This is a genomic window from Kaistella sp. PBT33-4 (assembly GCF_029194425.1).
GTDB lineage: Bacteria > Bacteroidota > Bacteroidia > Flavobacteriales > Weeksellaceae > Marnyiella.
In genome coordinates, this window is sequence record NZ_JARFYL010000003.1 from 539,010 (window position 1) to 553,512 (window position 14,503).

General features: G+C 43.7%; 12 protein-coding genes. 4 read left to right on the forward strand and 8 right to left on the reverse strand.

Features of this window, described 5'->3' with window-relative positions; all coding sequences use genetic code 11:
• Nucleotides 1–109: 109 nt before the first annotated feature.
• The 5 genes from P0M11_RS08585 to uvrC form a co-directional block, all read right to left on the reverse strand.
• Nucleotides 110–901, reverse strand: coding sequence for a hypothetical protein (locus P0M11_RS08585; RefSeq protein WP_275625289.1), 792 nt, complete (start codon nt 899–901; stop codon nt 110–112).
• 329 nt (nt 902–1,230) lie between these two features.
• Nucleotides 1,231–3,558, reverse strand: a complete 2,328-nt coding sequence (locus tag P0M11_RS08590; RefSeq protein ID WP_275625290.1) for a UvrD-helicase domain-containing protein — start codon at nt 3,556–3,558, stop codon at nt 1,231–1,233.
• 203 nt (nt 3,559–3,761) lie between these two features.
• Nucleotides 3,762–3,953, reverse strand: coding sequence for a cold-shock protein (locus P0M11_RS08595; RefSeq protein WP_275625291.1), 192 nt, complete (start codon nt 3,951–3,953; stop codon nt 3,762–3,764).
• 28 nt (nt 3,954–3,981) lie between these two features.
• Nucleotides 3,982–4,416 carry a cold shock domain-containing protein gene (locus P0M11_RS08600; RefSeq protein WP_158063421.1) on the reverse strand — a complete coding sequence of 145 codons (435 nt, stop codon included), beginning with the start codon at nt 4,414–4,416 and terminating at the stop codon, nt 3,982–3,984.
• A 352-nt stretch (nt 4,417–4,768) separates the two neighbouring features.
• Nucleotides 4,769–6,583: an excinuclease ABC subunit UvrC gene (gene uvrC / locus P0M11_RS08605; RefSeq protein ID WP_275625292.1), complete on the reverse strand. Its 1,815-nt coding sequence runs from the start codon at nt 6,581–6,583 to the stop codon at nt 4,769–4,771.
• Nucleotides 6,584–6,663: 80 nt separating this feature from the next.
• Here uvrC and hutH point away from each other — a divergent pair, with 80 nt between their 5' ends.
• From hutH to secG, 4 genes are all read left to right on the forward strand, one after another.
• Nucleotides 6,664–8,151, forward strand: coding sequence for a histidine ammonia-lyase (gene hutH, locus P0M11_RS08610; RefSeq protein ID WP_275625293.1), 1,488 nt, complete (start codon nt 6,664–6,666; stop codon nt 8,149–8,151).
• Between the two features lie 74 nt (nt 8,152–8,225).
• Nucleotides 8,226–9,539 (forward strand): pitrilysin family protein, encoded by a 1,314-nt coding sequence (locus tag P0M11_RS08615; protein ID WP_158063419.1) that lies wholly within the window; start codon nt 8,226–8,228, stop codon nt 9,537–9,539.
• A 44-nt stretch (nt 9,540–9,583) separates the two neighbouring features.
• Complete coding sequence (locus P0M11_RS08620) at nt 9,584–11,617, forward strand: pitrilysin family protein (RefSeq protein WP_275625294.1); 2,034 nt, start codon at nt 9,584–9,586, stop codon at nt 11,615–11,617.
• Between the two features lie 153 nt (nt 11,618–11,770).
• Nucleotides 11,771–12,106: a preprotein translocase subunit SecG gene (gene secG / locus P0M11_RS08625; RefSeq protein WP_158063417.1), complete on the forward strand. Its 336-nt coding sequence runs from the start codon at nt 11,771–11,773 to the stop codon at nt 12,104–12,106.
• Nucleotides 12,107–12,146: 40 nt separating this feature from the next.
• On the opposite strand, the gene P0M11_RS08630 is transcribed toward secG, so the two are convergent.
• Genes P0M11_RS08630 through recR form a run of 3 tightly spaced genes read right to left on the reverse strand, consistent with a single transcriptional unit; the run spans nt 12,147 to nt 14,461 of the window.
• Nucleotides 12,147–12,998, reverse strand: a complete 852-nt coding sequence (locus P0M11_RS08630) for a glycosyltransferase family 2 protein (RefSeq protein WP_275625350.1) — start codon at nt 12,996–12,998, stop codon at nt 12,147–12,149.
• A 10-nt stretch (nt 12,999–13,008) separates the two neighbouring features.
• On the reverse strand, nt 13,009–13,815 hold the full coding sequence (locus P0M11_RS08635; protein ID WP_275625295.1) for a glycosyltransferase family A protein: 807 nt from the start codon (nt 13,813–13,815) through the stop codon (nt 13,009–13,011).
• A gap of 34 nt (nt 13,816–13,849) precedes the next feature.
• Nucleotides 13,850–14,461: a recombination mediator RecR gene (gene recR, locus P0M11_RS08640; protein ID WP_275625296.1), complete on the reverse strand. Its 612-nt coding sequence runs from the start codon at nt 14,459–14,461 to the stop codon at nt 13,850–13,852.
• Nucleotides 14,462–14,503: the final 42 nt, after the last annotated feature.

Consider the following 14,503-nt stretch of genomic DNA (forward strand, 5'->3'; position numbering starts at 1 on the left):
GGAGAAACAATCCTAACAGATTCCTGAGAATTATTGATATTGCAACTCCGCCTACTCTGATTATTAAATATACAGAAAAACTGATTACGGTAATTTTCCAGACCTGAGATCAATCCTCATCCGATTCCTTATCAGCCGTATAATCGTCGAAAACCATTTCATATTCCTTTCTTTCACGTGATGCTGCGCTCTTTACTGAGTCCGATAAAGCCCCGAAATCTTCCTTGTGAAAAACAGATTTCCGCTGAATTTTACCCAAGCCAATTAAAGGTATAAGGCCTTCTTCTGCATTTACCTTGTAGCCGCTCGATTTTTGAAATTTAAGATTCAGATTAAGCGAAGCACTGGCCAAATCAATTGCCGGAACCTCACCCGCGGCTTCAAAACCGATGGCAAAATCGCTGGAGGTGGAAACCAAAATCAGCGCACGTTTTGCATGCACCACAGAGGTAACCAGGACGAAATCCTTCTTCCATATACTCCTGTCAGCCTCATGGATTTCCTTAATTTTCTGTCCGAGCTGATGTTTGTTTTCAATCATCTCGAAAACGCAGCCGGCGGCATTGAAAAATACGGCGTTCTCCTCTGAAAAATTAAATTCTATGGATGCCTTCACCGGAATACCCTGAACCGAAGCACTGGCTTTGGGTATCAGCTTATATTCTACCCCTCTCTGAGAGGTAAATGTTTTCTCATCCTGCGTAGTATCCTTCCGTGTGGTAATCTTAAAATCCTTCAGGGCTTCGATTTCCCTGATATTTCCCAGCGGAACAAAGATATTCCCGTTCATGGTGCCGTAGTCGCCAAGCTCCACCGGTAAACCGGGCTCCCAAACGGCATATAAAACTTTCTGATTTTTCCTCACGGTGTTGGCATACGCCTTTGCTACAGATGTGGACATAATTTGTGTTTTTAATGGTTAATAAGTTTACTTCAATAAGAAATAAAATTAATGAAAAATACATTCAGATTTACATCCGGACATTATTTAACCAAAAAAAATGAAAATATTAACCCAATACAGCCCACAGATGGAAACTATAAGAGTAAACCGGAAAAAAAAACACACTACGCAAGAACATAATTATGATAAAGAAGCACGGCGAAGAAGCGTTCCCTTAGTAAGTTTATCTCCGGAGGTGCCGCGTCATTCTGCCTGCGTCCCATTCCCGCAATACAAACTCAGAATGCAACTGTTTTAATCCTTCAGTTTCCTTCTTCCAGCTTCTCTTAAATCTTAGTCAACTTCGCAAATTTCAGTATAAGGTTCTTTTCGCCTTCGTGCTGGAATTTCACTTTTGCCTTGATATTCTGCGGATCGGTACCGTCCAGAAAGATCACTTCGCCCACACCGAAACGGTCGTGACGTACCTGGTCGCCCACCTCAATATTTTCCGATGAGGCACCGCTCGGGTTAATGATGCGGGCCGTGGCTACGGGCTTCAGTTTCTGGGAAGCAGGTAACGGTTCACTCCGCTGTATGGTCTTTTTCTCTTCTTTCTTTTTGAAGAATCTGGGCGCTGCCGGTTCATCATCAAAAATGCTTGACTTAAGACCGGAATGATTTACAAAGCGGCTTTCAATGGCGGGATTAATGAATTCCAGATGCGCGGTATCCATTTCGCTTAAAAAACGGGAAGGTTCGGCATCTGTAATCTTCCCCCACTGAAAGCGTGAAACGGCATAAGAGAAAAAAGCCTGTTTTTCCGCACGCGTAAGTGCTACATAAAACAAGCGGCGCTCTTCTTCCAACTCCTCGCGGGTGGATGAACTCATGAAACTTGGGAAAAGGTTTTCCTCAAGGCCCACCAAATGGACTACCGGAAACTCAAGTCCTTTGGAAAGGTGAATGGTCATCAGTGAAACCTGGTCACCTTCCTCCTTCTTATCATTTTGGGTATCTGCCGAAAGCGCGATATTCTCCAGGAAATTGGAAAGTGAAGGATCACCGTCTTCCAGCTGCTGCTGTTCCTCTATAAAACCCTGCATGGAGTTCATGAGTTCCTGAACGTTCTCCAGACGTGAAATACCTTCCGGTGTCTGGTCATCTTTCAGGAATTTAATCAGGCCGGTACGCTTGGCCACTTCCATGGCTACGGTGTATGCATTTTCGGTCTTCAACATGACCTTAAAGGCCTGGATCATCGCCCAGAAATCTGCCAGTTTGGTCAGGATACCGTTATTAAGTCCAAGCAAGGGCGCGTACATGCCAAGATTGCCCAGAACAGTTGTGATGGAAACATTCTGTGAATCGGCAAAAACGATAAGCTTATTCTGGGTAGTTTCACCAATTCCACGGGCGGGATAATTGATGATTCGCGAAAGAGCCTCGCCGTCATTTTCGTTGATAAGCAAACGAAGGTACGCTACCAGGTCCTTCACCTCTTTACGCTGGTAAAAGGACAATCCGCCATAGACACGGTAAGGAATGTTTTTGCGTCTGAGGGCATCTTCGAAAGCCCTGGTCTGGGAGTTGGTACGGTACAGGATCGCAAAATCCGTAAACTTACGCTGCTGCGTGTTGTGCAGCTCCCAAATATTGGAGGCTACAAAGTTGGCTTCATCGGCATCGGAAAGTGAACGGTACACCTTGATCTTTTCACCCTCTTCATTATCGCTGAATACATTTTTCTTGAACTGCTGTACGTTCTTTGAGATTACGACATTGGCCGCATTCACTATATTTTGGGTAGAACGGTAGTTCTGCTCCAGCGAAACCGTTACCGCATCCGGATAGTCTTTCTTAAAGTTCAGGATATTGTGGATGTTGGCTCCACGGAAGGAGTAGATGGACTGGGCATCATCGCCCACCACACATATATTCTCGAATTTGGAAGCCAAAGCCTTTACAATGAGGTACTGTGAGTGGTTGGTATCCTGATACTCATCAACCAAAATATAGCGGAAGCGGTCCTGGTATTTGGCCAGTACTTCCGGAAACCGGGTGAGCAATTCATTAGTCCTTAAAAGAAGGTCGTCAAAATCCATGGCACCATTTTTATAACAAGCTTCCACATATTTCTGGTAAATCAGACCCATATGCTTCATATTGGCACGCTCATCATTTTCTATAAGCTCCGGATTCGCCAAATAAGCCTTCACGGTAATGAGGTTGTTTTTATAATTGGAAATTCGGGCCATCACCTTTTTGGGTTTGTAAAGGTCGGCGTCAATATTGGCATCTTTGAGCACCTTTTTCAGCACATTCAGCGAGTCCTGGGAATCGTAAATGGTGAAATTGGAAGGATAGCCCAGATAATGCGCTTCGCTTCGCAGGATTCTGGCAAATACGGAGTGAAAAGTCCCCATCCAGAGCGAACGTGCTTCGCTATGCCCCACCACTTTTGCAATCCTTTCCTTCATTTCCTTGGCGGCCTTATTGGTAAAGGTAAGCGCGAGGATATGAAAGGGATCCACTAGATTGGTGATGAGGTGGGCAATACGCATGGTAAGCACACGCGTTTTACCGGAACCGGCGCCGGCGAGAACCATAAGCGGTCCTTCCAGGGTGGTAACAGCTTCATACTGTGCTTCATTCAATCCTTTCAAATAATCCATGGGGCAATACTCTTTTTGGGGGACACAAATTTACGGAAAATTTTATGCCTGATATTTTATAGAAAAATTGCTCAGTTATGTTATAAAAGTGCCTTTCTAAAAAACTGAATCTATAATTTCTGCAGTTCGATAGCATGAAAAGAAAGCCAAAAAAAATAAAGCTCCTTGCGGAGCTTTATTTAGAGTATGATGATAAAAACAGCTTATGCCAATTTAACATTTACTGCGTTCATTCCTTTATTTCCCTGCTTTACATCAAAGGTAACTTTGTCATTCTCGCGGATTCTGTCTACCAGTCCGGTTGTATGTACAAAGATATCTTCTCCGCCGTTTGATGGAGTGATGAATCCGAAACCTTTGGTTTCGTTGAAAAATTTTACTGTGCCTTCTTGCATGGTATTGATATTAAAAAATTATTGTATTCTATTTTATGATCTGAATGTTTACCGCAGAAAAACCTTTTGGAGATCTTTCTTTTTCGAAGGAAACTTTATTTCCCTTCTTTACCTGGTGTGCACAGTTATTTTCGTGGAAGAAGATATTGTCCTTGGTACTGTTTTCTGTGATGAAGCCATAACCTTTATCACTAAGGAAGGTTACGATTCCCGTTTTTACAAGCTCTTCAGCTTCAATAGGTGCAGCCCCTAACTGGATATCCTCTGCGTTAATCTCTATTTTTTCCTGGTCTTCCGGTCTTACATCCGTAAGCTGCCCATTGGCATCTACGTACAGCAACATATCGTCCAGACTTTTTCCTTTATTGTTATTGGTCTTGCGCTCTTCACGCTTCTGCGCTTTTTCTTTTGCTTTCTGAAGTTTTTTCTTGAAATTTTCTTTTTTTGAGAAAGAATCTGCCATAAATGATAATCGTATATTATTGTTTTAAAATTGTCCTTTTTCCGTTACACTGTTTTACGGATCGCGTTTTCAAATATAATTAAAACGGATTTTTTTAACTGATTACGGAGACTGAACAAAATCAATCAATGGAAATATGGCTAAAAAACGGCGGCGGTTGGTGCGAAAACTGAGAGAAAAAAATGGTAATTCTAGACTGCAACAGAAGAAGCAAAGGCTGTGACCCGTTCTAATTGTGGTGCAAATATACAATTTTTTTTATTGCAAATAATATTTTCAAAAGTTTCTGCAAAAAATCCATAAAAAAGCATGGCAAATTTTGCGAAAATGAAAAAGTTTGAAAAAAATCAGGTTACAGACCGTCACCGCGTTGCCCCTCCGGATTAAAATATTTCCATACAATGCCTCCTTTGGACCGCCCCAAAATTTCTTCCAGCGTTTCCAGCGGTGCTTCCTTAATGCGCTTTACCGATTTCAGTTTGGAGAAAAGTAATTCAATTGCCTTATCTCCAATTCCGGGAATTTCTTCCAGTTCACTTTTTATGGTTGAATTTTTACGCCTTGTACGGTGGTGCTTCAGGCCGAAGCGGTGCGCCTCGTCACGAACCCGCTGGAGAATTTTAAGTGTTTCCGATTTCTTATCCAGGTAAAGCGGGATGGAATCTTCCGGAAAGAAAATTTCTTCTAAACGTTTTGCAATCCCAATAACTGTAATCTTGCCGTAAAGACCCAACAACTTGAGACTCTTTACGGCCGATGACAGCTGTCCTTTGCCACCGTCTATTAATATAAGCTGCGGCAATGGCTCGTTTTCCTCCAGTAAACGGCGGTAGCGGCGGTAAATCACCTCCTCCATACTGGCAAAATCATTGGGTCCTTCCACCGATTTTACATGGAATATGCGGTAATCCGCTTTACTGGGCTTGCCGTTTTTGAACACGACACAGGATGACACTGGATTGGTTCCCTGAATATTGGAATTATCGAAACCTTCAATATGCCTGGGTTCCTCCGGCATACGCAGTAATTTCTGCATTTCGGCCATAATGCGGTTGGTATGCCTTTCGGGATCAACGATCTGAACCTGCTTCAGTTTCTCGATGCGGTATTCCTTTGCATTTTTCTCGGAGAGTTCCACTATCCGTTTCTTATCTCCCACTTTGGGAACAATCAGTTTTACGCCGGGAATCTCAAAATTAAGATGGAAAGGAAGCAGGATCTCCACACTGTCTGAGTTGAATTTCTGCCGTATCTCCACAAGTGCCTGCTCCAGGATATCCTCGTCCGATTCCTCAATTACCTTCTTGATTTCAATAGTGTAACTCTGGATAATGCTTCCGTTCTGTATCTTGAAGTAATTCACATAAGCAGCCGTTTCGTCGCTGGTCATGCCGAAAACATCCACGTCATTAATATTGGGGTTTACCACCGTGTGTTTGGACTGATAACTTTCCAGCAAATCCAGTCTCTCCTTCACCATCTGGGCATTTTCGAATTCCAGATTTTCGGCGTAGGCCTGCATTTCATCCACAAGATAATTACGTGCCTGGCGGAAATCTCCTTTAATGATACCGCGGATGGCATCTATTTTCTTATCGTAAGCCTCTTTGGACTCCAGCATTTCGCAGGGACCTTTGCAGTTTTTGATATGGTATTCCAGACAAACCCTGTACTTTCCTTCTTCAATTTTGGGTGGCGCCAGGTTCAGGTTACAGCTCCGCAGTTTGTAAATGCTTCGCACAGTATCCAGCAGAACGCGCGCAGGTCTTACTTTGGCAAAAGGTCCGTAATACTCGGAACCGTCCTTAATCATGGTTCGCGTCATAAAAATCCTTGGAAAATCTTCGTTTTTAATACAAATCCAGGGATAGGTTTTGTCGTCCTTCATCATGACGTTGTAAAACGGCTGATGCTCCTTAATCAGATTATTCTCCAGCAGCAAAGCGTCATACTCACTGGGAACGATTGTGGTTTCCAGGCGGAAGATCTTCCCTACCATAATACGTGTACGGTAACCGGACAGATTTTTGTTGAAATAACTGAGGACGCGGTTCTTCAGGTTTTTGGCTTTACCCACATAAAGAAGCTGCCCGTTCTTATCATAATAACGGTAAACGCCGGGATCTGAGGAGAGGGTTTTTAACTGAAGTTCGAGCTGTGGATTCACAGGTTCAAAAATAGGTAAAACTTTAGAGAACTTTTCTTATCGTCAAAAAACCGTACTTTTAAGACCAAATTTTATCACTCATGACCTACGGAACAGATACTTTAACTTTCCATCAAATTTTAGAAATAGCAAAAAATCCGTCACTGGCACAACTAAGCGATCAATCCCGGCAGCAAATACTTCAGTCCCAGCGGAATGTGCGCGAAATTGTAGAGTCCAACCGCACCGTTTACGGCATCAATACGGGCTTTGGCCCACTTTGCGATGTAAAGATTTCCGAGGAAGAAACCGCGCAGCTTCAGCATAACCTGATTATCTCGCATGCGGTGGGCGTAGGCAAACCTATTGACAGGGAACTTTCCCGCATTATGATGATCGCTAAGATACACGCACTTTCCCGCGGTTTTTCCGGCGTTACACTGGAAGTGATTGAACGGATGATCCTGATGCTTGAAAAAGACCTTATTCCGTGTGTTCCGGAGCAGGGTTCAGTAGGTGCTTCAGGTGACCTGGCGCCGCTTGCTCATATGGTTTTGCCCCTATTAGGCCTGGGACAGGTTTGGGAAAACGGAGTGCCGGTTCCCACTTCCGACGCACTGAACAGACATGGATTACAGCCACTTAAACTGGGGCCTAAAGAAGGTCTTGGTCTTATAAACGGTACCCAGTTCATCCTGGCACATGCCATAAAAGGTCTTGAGAAGATGGAATACCTGCTGGATCTGGCCGATGTTACTGCCGCAATGTCGCTGGAAGCCTACAGAGGATCTGCCAGCCCTTTCCGCAGGGAACTGCATGAAATCCGCCCTTTCGCGGGAAGCCAGAAGGTAGCCGCACGAATGGTTAAATTGCTTGAAAATTCGGACAACCTGAAATCACATGAATTCTGCGACAGGGTACAGGATCCCTACTCTTTCCGCTGCATCCCGCAGGTGCACGGCGCCAGCCGCAATGCTTTTGAACATTTGAAACAACTCGCCGAGACTGAACTAAATTCTGTTACAGATAATCCTATCGTTTTAAGTGCCGAAGAAACAATTTCGGGCGGAAACTTCCACGGGCAGCTTATGGCATTACCTCTTGATTACGCCACACTGGCCGCGGCTGAATTAGGAAATATTTCTGACCGGAGAAGCTATCTGTTGCTGGAAGGTAAATTTGGCTTACCAAGACTGCTCACAGAAAGTTCGGGCCTAAATTCAGGATTTATGATTCCGCAGTACACAACAGCAGCCTTGGTAACTGAAAACAAGACACTATGCTTCCCGGCCTCTGCGGACAGCATCCCGACAAGTCTTGGTCAGGAAGACCACGTCTCAATGGGCAGCATTTCAGGACGTAAGTTCAACCAGGTGCTGGACAATCTTGTGAATATACTTGCTGTGGAACTGATGTTTGCTGCACAGGGTCTGGAATTCAGACGTCCAGCAGTTTGTTCCCCGGTCATTGAAGAAAACTACAGTATACTACGTTCGAAAGTAGCCAAGCTTGAGGATGACAGGCTTATCGGCGAAGATATGCTGCAGATTGCACAGTTGATCCGTGACCGCAAATTTATTGTCAGTTAAATCGGCTTAATTAGGTTTTGGGTGTAACAATTTGAGGGTTATTATTACTAATTTTATTTAAATAAATTAATTTCATGAAAAGAAGAATACTTTCTGCTGCTGCAGTTGCTTTTGTGAGCATGATGCTAAATGCGCAGCAAATCAAGTTCGAAGAGTATAAGCTGCCAAACGGCTTGCATGTCATCCTTCATCAGGATAATACGGCACCAGTGGTTACAACGGGTGTAATGTACCATGTAGGTGCAAAGGATGAAGATCCGGGAAGATCCGGTTTCGCGCACTTTTTTGAGCACCTCCTTTTTGAAGGTACAGCCAATATCAAGCGTGGCGAGTGGTTCAAAGTGGTGTCCTCAAACGGTGGAACAAACAATGCCAATACAAGCAACGACCGTACTTATTACTATGAAACTTTCCCTTCAAATAACGAGCAGCTTGGCTTGTGGATGGAGGCCGAAAGGCTCAGAAGCGGTGTGATCAACCAGATCGGTGTAGACACTCAGCGTGAAGTTGTAAAGGAAGAGAAGCGTCTGCGTATGGACAACCAGCCTTACGGTAACATCATGACAGCACTTCAGTCCAACCTTTTCTCCAAGCACCCTTACCGCTGGACCACAATTGGTTCCATGGAAGACCTGAACGCGGCAAAACTGGAAGAATTCCAGAATTTCTATAAGAAATATTATGTACCCAATAATGCCGTTTTAGTTGTTGCAGGTGACATTAAGCCGGAGCAGACAAAAAAATGGATACAGGAGTATTACGGAAGCATTCCAAAAGGAACAGTTTATCCTAAGAACTACGCGAAAGAAGATCCAATTACGACTCAGAAGGAAGTGACGGTAACGGATAAGAATATCCAGCTGCCCGCTTATGTTTTCGCCTACAGAACGCCGGGTGCCAAAGAGCGCGATGCTTATATCCTGAATATGGTCTCCGCTTATCTGAGCGCAGGTAAATCTTCCGTACTTTATAAGAAACTCGTAGACGAGGAGAAAAAAGCACTTCAGGTTCAGGCATTCAGCCAGGGACTGGAAGATTACGGAATCTTCGGCTTCTTCGCAATCCCAATGGGCGCGACTTCCAAAGAAGTACTTCAGAAGGATATCGATGCCGAGATTAAGAAAATGCAGACTACGATGATTTCTGAAGAGGACTACCAGAAACTTCAGAATCAGTTTGAAAACAACTTCGTGAACTCAAACTCATCCATCCAGGGAATTGCACATTCACTGGTGCACAATTATATGCTGATGGGCGATACCAACCTTATCAACAAAGAAATTGATATCTACCGCGGAATTACACGTCAGGACATTATGAATGCAGCGAAGAAATACCTGAGCCCTAATCAGCGTGTAATTTTGAACTATGTTCCTGAATCGAAGTAATTGCAGAATTTACGAGGTGAAATCAAACAAAAATTAAAATTCTTATGAAATTCAACTTTAAATATATCGCGGTTGCATTCCTTATTTCAGGAATGATGAGCGCCCAGAAAATAGACATCAACAAAATGCCGGTGGCCGGACCAACACCGGTAATCAACATTGCCCAGCCCAAGACTTTCACACTGAAAAACGGTCTTACGGTGATGGTGGTTGAAAACAACAAACTGCCGCGTGTGAGCGCTACCATTTCCATGGACAGGCCCCCTTATTACGAAGGGAACATCGTAGGTGTAAGCCAGATCATGGCCGACCAGATTGGTGAAGGAACTGCCAAAATGAGTAAAGATGCCTTTAACAAAAGAGTAGATTATCTTGGAGCAAGCCTTAACTTCTCTTCCGGAGGTGCTTTTGCCAACTCACTCTCAAAATATTTCCCTGAAATACTTGGAATGATGTCTGATGCCATCATTAATCCAAAATTCTCGGCTGAAGAGGTGGAGAAGTCTAAGGAAAGAATGATTGAAGGCCTGAAGACCGAAGAGAAAAGTGCTGATGCCATTGCCTCCAGAGTTTCCAATGCGGTTATTTATGGAAAAAACACTTCCCGAGGTGAGTTTGAAACAGAAGCTTCAATTAAAGCAGTAACACTGGCCGACGTGCAGAACACCTTCAAGAAACATTATGCACCGGACAATGCTTACCTCGTAATCGTTGGCGATGTAAAATATGACGAAGTAAAAAAGCTTGTTGAAAAGAATTTCAACGGCTGGAAAAAGTCCAATACAAAATATGCAGCGCTGGAGCCCGCAACGAATGTTACTGCCACACAGATTGACATCGTAGATGTACCTACAGCAGTACAGTCCGTAATCAGCGTGAACAACCTGCATGATCTGAAAATGAACGACAACAGGTATTTTGCCGCAGCCATTGCGAACTACATCCTGGGTGGCGGTGGTGAGGCCAGACTTTTCATGAACCTACGTGAGAAAAATGCTTTTACCTATGGTGCATACTCTTCCCTTTCTACAAGCAAGTATTCCCCAATGTTCTCGGCATCTTCCAGTGTTCGTAACGAAGTTACAGACAAGGCAGTGAAGGAATTCATGAATGAACTTAACGCTATTTCCAAGGTAACTCCTGAGGAACTTGCCAATGCAAAAGCGAAACTGAAAGGAGATTTTATCCGTTCACTTGAAAGACCGGAGACCATCGCCAGATTTGCGGTGAACACCAGGACACAAAGCCTTCCGGCTGATTTTTACACCAATTACCTGAAGTCTATTGACAGAGTAACGGCGGCTGATGTTTCCAATGCGGTGAAAGCTACTATCCTTCCAAACAAATCCAGAATTTTTATTGCCGGTAAAGTGGCAGAAATTTCCGAAGGTCTGGAAAAACTGGGTTACCCTGTAAAATATTACGACAGCCAGGCGAATCCGGTGGCAAAACCAGTGGCAATAGCGGCTGATGCCAGCATCACTCCGGCAGCCGTAGCTGACAAATATATTGCAGCTATTGGAGGCCTTGCCAATGTGCAGAAAGTGAACTTCATCACAACCAATGCCACTGCAAAAGTACAGGGTATGGACCTTATGCTTAAACTGATACAGGGTAAAGGCGGAAAGACGCTGATGGATATTCAGATGATGGGTAATACACTCCAAAAAATAGTTTTTGACGGTAAAACCGGATATATGGAGGCTCAGGGTCAGAAGATGCCGCTTCCGGCAGAAACTGCGGCTGAAATGGCTCAGGAAACAGAACTTTTCCCTGAACTTACCTTCGGAAAATCTTCCGATTTCAAGGTTACCGGAATTGAGAAAAACAACGGTGAAGATGCTTATGTAGTAAAAGGCAAGAACGCTACTTATTACTACAGCACCAAAACCGGACTTAAAACCGGTGAGGTTAAGACTCAGAGTGGCCAGACCATTCCTGTGACCTGGGGCAATTATAAGGAGGTAGCGGGTGTGAAAATGCCTTACTCCTTCAGCCAGAACATTGGCGGTATGGATGTAGATTTTAAAGTAAGCTCTTATCAGGTTAATCAGGCAACTGCCGCAGATTTCAAGTAAGACAGAAAGAAAGATCTAAGAAACGGTGGCAAATGCCACCGTTTTTTTATTAACAGAGTGCAAAACTGCAATTACCTCAAGATAGTGCACAGTTATTTTTGCAGTTCATTAAAAAAAAGTTAAATTTGCCAACTCTAAAACTGTTATAATTCAATGAGTACGATATTTACTTTGTTCATGGTATTAATCATGATAGCCTGTGTTCTTCTGGTGATCATCATCATGGCGCAAAATCCAAAAGGCGGCGGTCTTTCATCTACATTCGGTGGTGCATCTTCGGCTCAGTTTGGTGTACAGCGTACCAACGATTTCATGGAAAAAGCAACCTGGACGTTGGGTATTACCATTGTAGTAATCTCCATGCTGAGTGTTATCCTTACAGCCAAGCCTAAAGTGAATACGGCTGTTCCTGCAAGAACTGAAGCTCCTGCACAATCAGCACCGGCTCAGAATACTCCGGCTCCGGTACAGACTCCGGCAGCTAACTAAGCAAGCTCCTTTAAAAAATATATAAAGCGGTCAGATTTATCTAGACCGCTTTTATTTTTAACTTCATTTTCTCGAGCGCATAGCGTACCATAAGGCCTACCCGAAGTACACGGTACTGTAAAGGCTTGTCTTTCCGGTAATACTTTTCAATAAAGAGCTGCATGGCACCGTAGAATCTCTGCAGGTATTTAATATCCTTAACTGTACTCTGCCCTTTATGGTGCAGGATTGAATATTTGCCGTAATACCAGTTGCGGTATCCCTTCTGCAAGACGCTGTAGCAAAGGTCGATATCTTCGCCATACATAAAATATCTTTCATCCAGGCCGCCCACCTGAAGGTAGACCTCTTTCTTCATCAGCAGGAAAGCACCCGTAAGAATTTCCACTTCAGCGATTGCGTCCTCCGCAATGTCGTTCCGGTAATAGGACCTGGAATTTTTATTTCCGGAAAACACATAAAGCTTTCGGAATGAATTAACCATATTGGGAACATCACGTTTGCTTTCAGGCAGATAATTTCCTTTAGCATCGTGCATCCTGACGCCCAGACAGCCAAAATCTGTTCTTTTCCGGGCAAAGCTTAACAGTTCCTGCATATAGTACCCTTCCAGTTCGGTATCGGGATTCAAAAGCAGTATAAAATCGCCCTTGGCCTCCAGAACTGCCTTGTTATTAGCTTTCGAAAAACCAATATTGGTGGCGGATGAAATAAAGTGAACCTGTGGAAAGCGGTTTCGAAGTTCTTTCCAGGATGTGTCCGGCGATGCATTATCGATGACGATAACCTCATAGGCAACATTCCCGATAAACCTGTGCAGCGACTGCAGGCACTTCTCCAGCAGCTGCGTGACGTTATAATTGACTATGATTACCGAAAGTTCCATTTGTATCAATAGACGTTTACTTGCCCTTCAATGTATAAAATAAATTTCTGAACAACCGAAACACATATTTTAAACTGTAGAATGTAGAGTAAATAATAAGCTCAGAGGACCCGATTCTGCCCGCACGGTACATCTCCGACAGGTTTTTCTGAAAACCCTTTTCCATTTCAGTTAAATTGGCGGAGAGACCCGACACGCCAAACGTTCTCTTACCATTGCCCGCAAACACTAAATTTTCAGCCAAAATATACATTTTATTTTTCTTCGAAATCCTTAGCCAATAATTGTGGTCCTCAGCATATCTCTGATCACTGTCAAAATATCCTGTATTTAAAAGGATTTTTCTCTTAAAAATTGCAGTTGGGCTTGCAATACCGTTTCTGATCAATAATTTCCTGAATGTCACATCTGCTAATCCTTCTTTGGAAAAATACGGAAACCGGAGTTTGTCTTTGTTGATGAGACAGGATATAAAATCAATTTGCAAACGCTCATCATTCAGTAGCAGCATTTGCTTTGCTGTCTTTTCCGGCAGCCAAACGTCGTCTGCATCCAAAAAGGCAATATACTCACCCTTCGATCTTTCCATTGCCACATTCCGCGCTTTTGAGACGCCTTGGTTCTGTTGATGAATAATGGAAATATCCAAATCAGGATTTCTGACCATATATTCCTGAACGACTTCGGCACTTCGGTCCGTAGAACCGTCATTTACAATAATGATCTCAAAGTTTCCCCTCCAGGTTTGCGCCTTTACAGAGTCCAGGCATCTTTCAATGCTCTGCGCCGCGTTGTACATGGGAATTATTACCGAAACCGTCATCCTGTTATTCTAATCTGCTTTAAGAATCTTTCGGTTAATCCTTTTCGTCGTAAGGAACTCTGTTCTGAATAGAGCGTCCGAGTGATATTTCATCTGCATACTCCAGTTCGTCGCCCACCGAGATTCCGCGGGCAATTGTGGAAAAATTCACCTGGAGGTCCTTAAACTTTTTATAGATATAATAGGCGGTCGTGTCTCCCTCCATAGTAGCGCTAAGTGCAAAAATCAATTCTTTAACGGAACCGTTCTCCAGTTTGCGCTGTATGGCAGCTATATTGAGATGGCTGGGACCTATACCTTCCATTGGCGAAATCTTACCTCCAAGTACAAGATATCTGCCTCTAAACTTCCCGGTATTCTCAATAGCCATTACGTCCCGTACATCTTCTACAATACAGAGCACCTCGTCATTCCTCTTAGGATTGGAGCATATATCGCAAACTTCCGCATCGGAAAAATTGTGGCATTCCCGGCAATACTTGATTTCCGTAACGAGTTTCTGCAGAGATTCACCCAACACAATAGCCTGACTTTCGGGCTGCCGGAGCAAATGCAGCGCAAGCCTGAGAGCCGACTTCTTACCGATTCCCGGAAGTCCGGAAATCTCCTCTACGGCTTTGGCCAAAACTTTACTGGGATACTCCATTCAACAAAAATAAAATATATAAGCTCAGGGTGCAAATCTGCC

What these genes read in the sequence shown, in the direction of transcription:
- P0M11_RS08585 (WP_275625289.1), bottom strand. Translation starts at nt 901, where the DNA reads ATGTCCACATCTGTAGCAAAGGCGTATGCCAACACCGTGAGGAAAAAT.
- P0M11_RS08590 (WP_275625290.1), bottom strand. Translation starts at nt 3,558, where the DNA reads ATGGATTATTTGAAAGGATTGAATGAAGCACAGTATGAAGCTGTTACC.
- P0M11_RS08595 (WP_275625291.1), bottom strand. Translation starts at nt 3,953, where the DNA reads ATGCAAGAAGGCACAGTAAAATTTTTCAACGAAACCAAAGGTTTCGGA.
- P0M11_RS08600 (WP_158063421.1), bottom strand. Translation starts at nt 4,416, where the DNA reads ATGGCAGATTCTTTCTCAAAAAAAGAAAATTTCAAGAAAAAACTTCAG.
- hutH (WP_275625293.1), top strand. Translation starts at nt 6,664, where the DNA reads ATGACCTACGGAACAGATACTTTAACTTTCCATCAAATTTTAGAAATA.
- P0M11_RS08615 (WP_158063419.1), top strand. Translation starts at nt 8,226, where the DNA reads ATGAAAAGAAGAATACTTTCTGCTGCTGCAGTTGCTTTTGTGAGCATG.
- P0M11_RS08620 (WP_275625294.1), top strand. Translation starts at nt 9,584, where the DNA reads ATGAAATTCAACTTTAAATATATCGCGGTTGCATTCCTTATTTCAGGA.
- secG (WP_158063417.1), top strand. Translation starts at nt 11,771, where the DNA reads ATGAGTACGATATTTACTTTGTTCATGGTATTAATCATGATAGCCTGT.
- P0M11_RS08635 (WP_275625295.1), bottom strand. Translation starts at nt 13,815, where the DNA reads ATGACGGTTTCGGTAATAATTCCCATGTACAACGCGGCGCAGAGCATT.
- recR (WP_275625296.1), bottom strand. Translation starts at nt 14,461, where the DNA reads ATGGAGTATCCCAGTAAAGTTTTGGCCAAAGCCGTAGAGGAGATTTCC.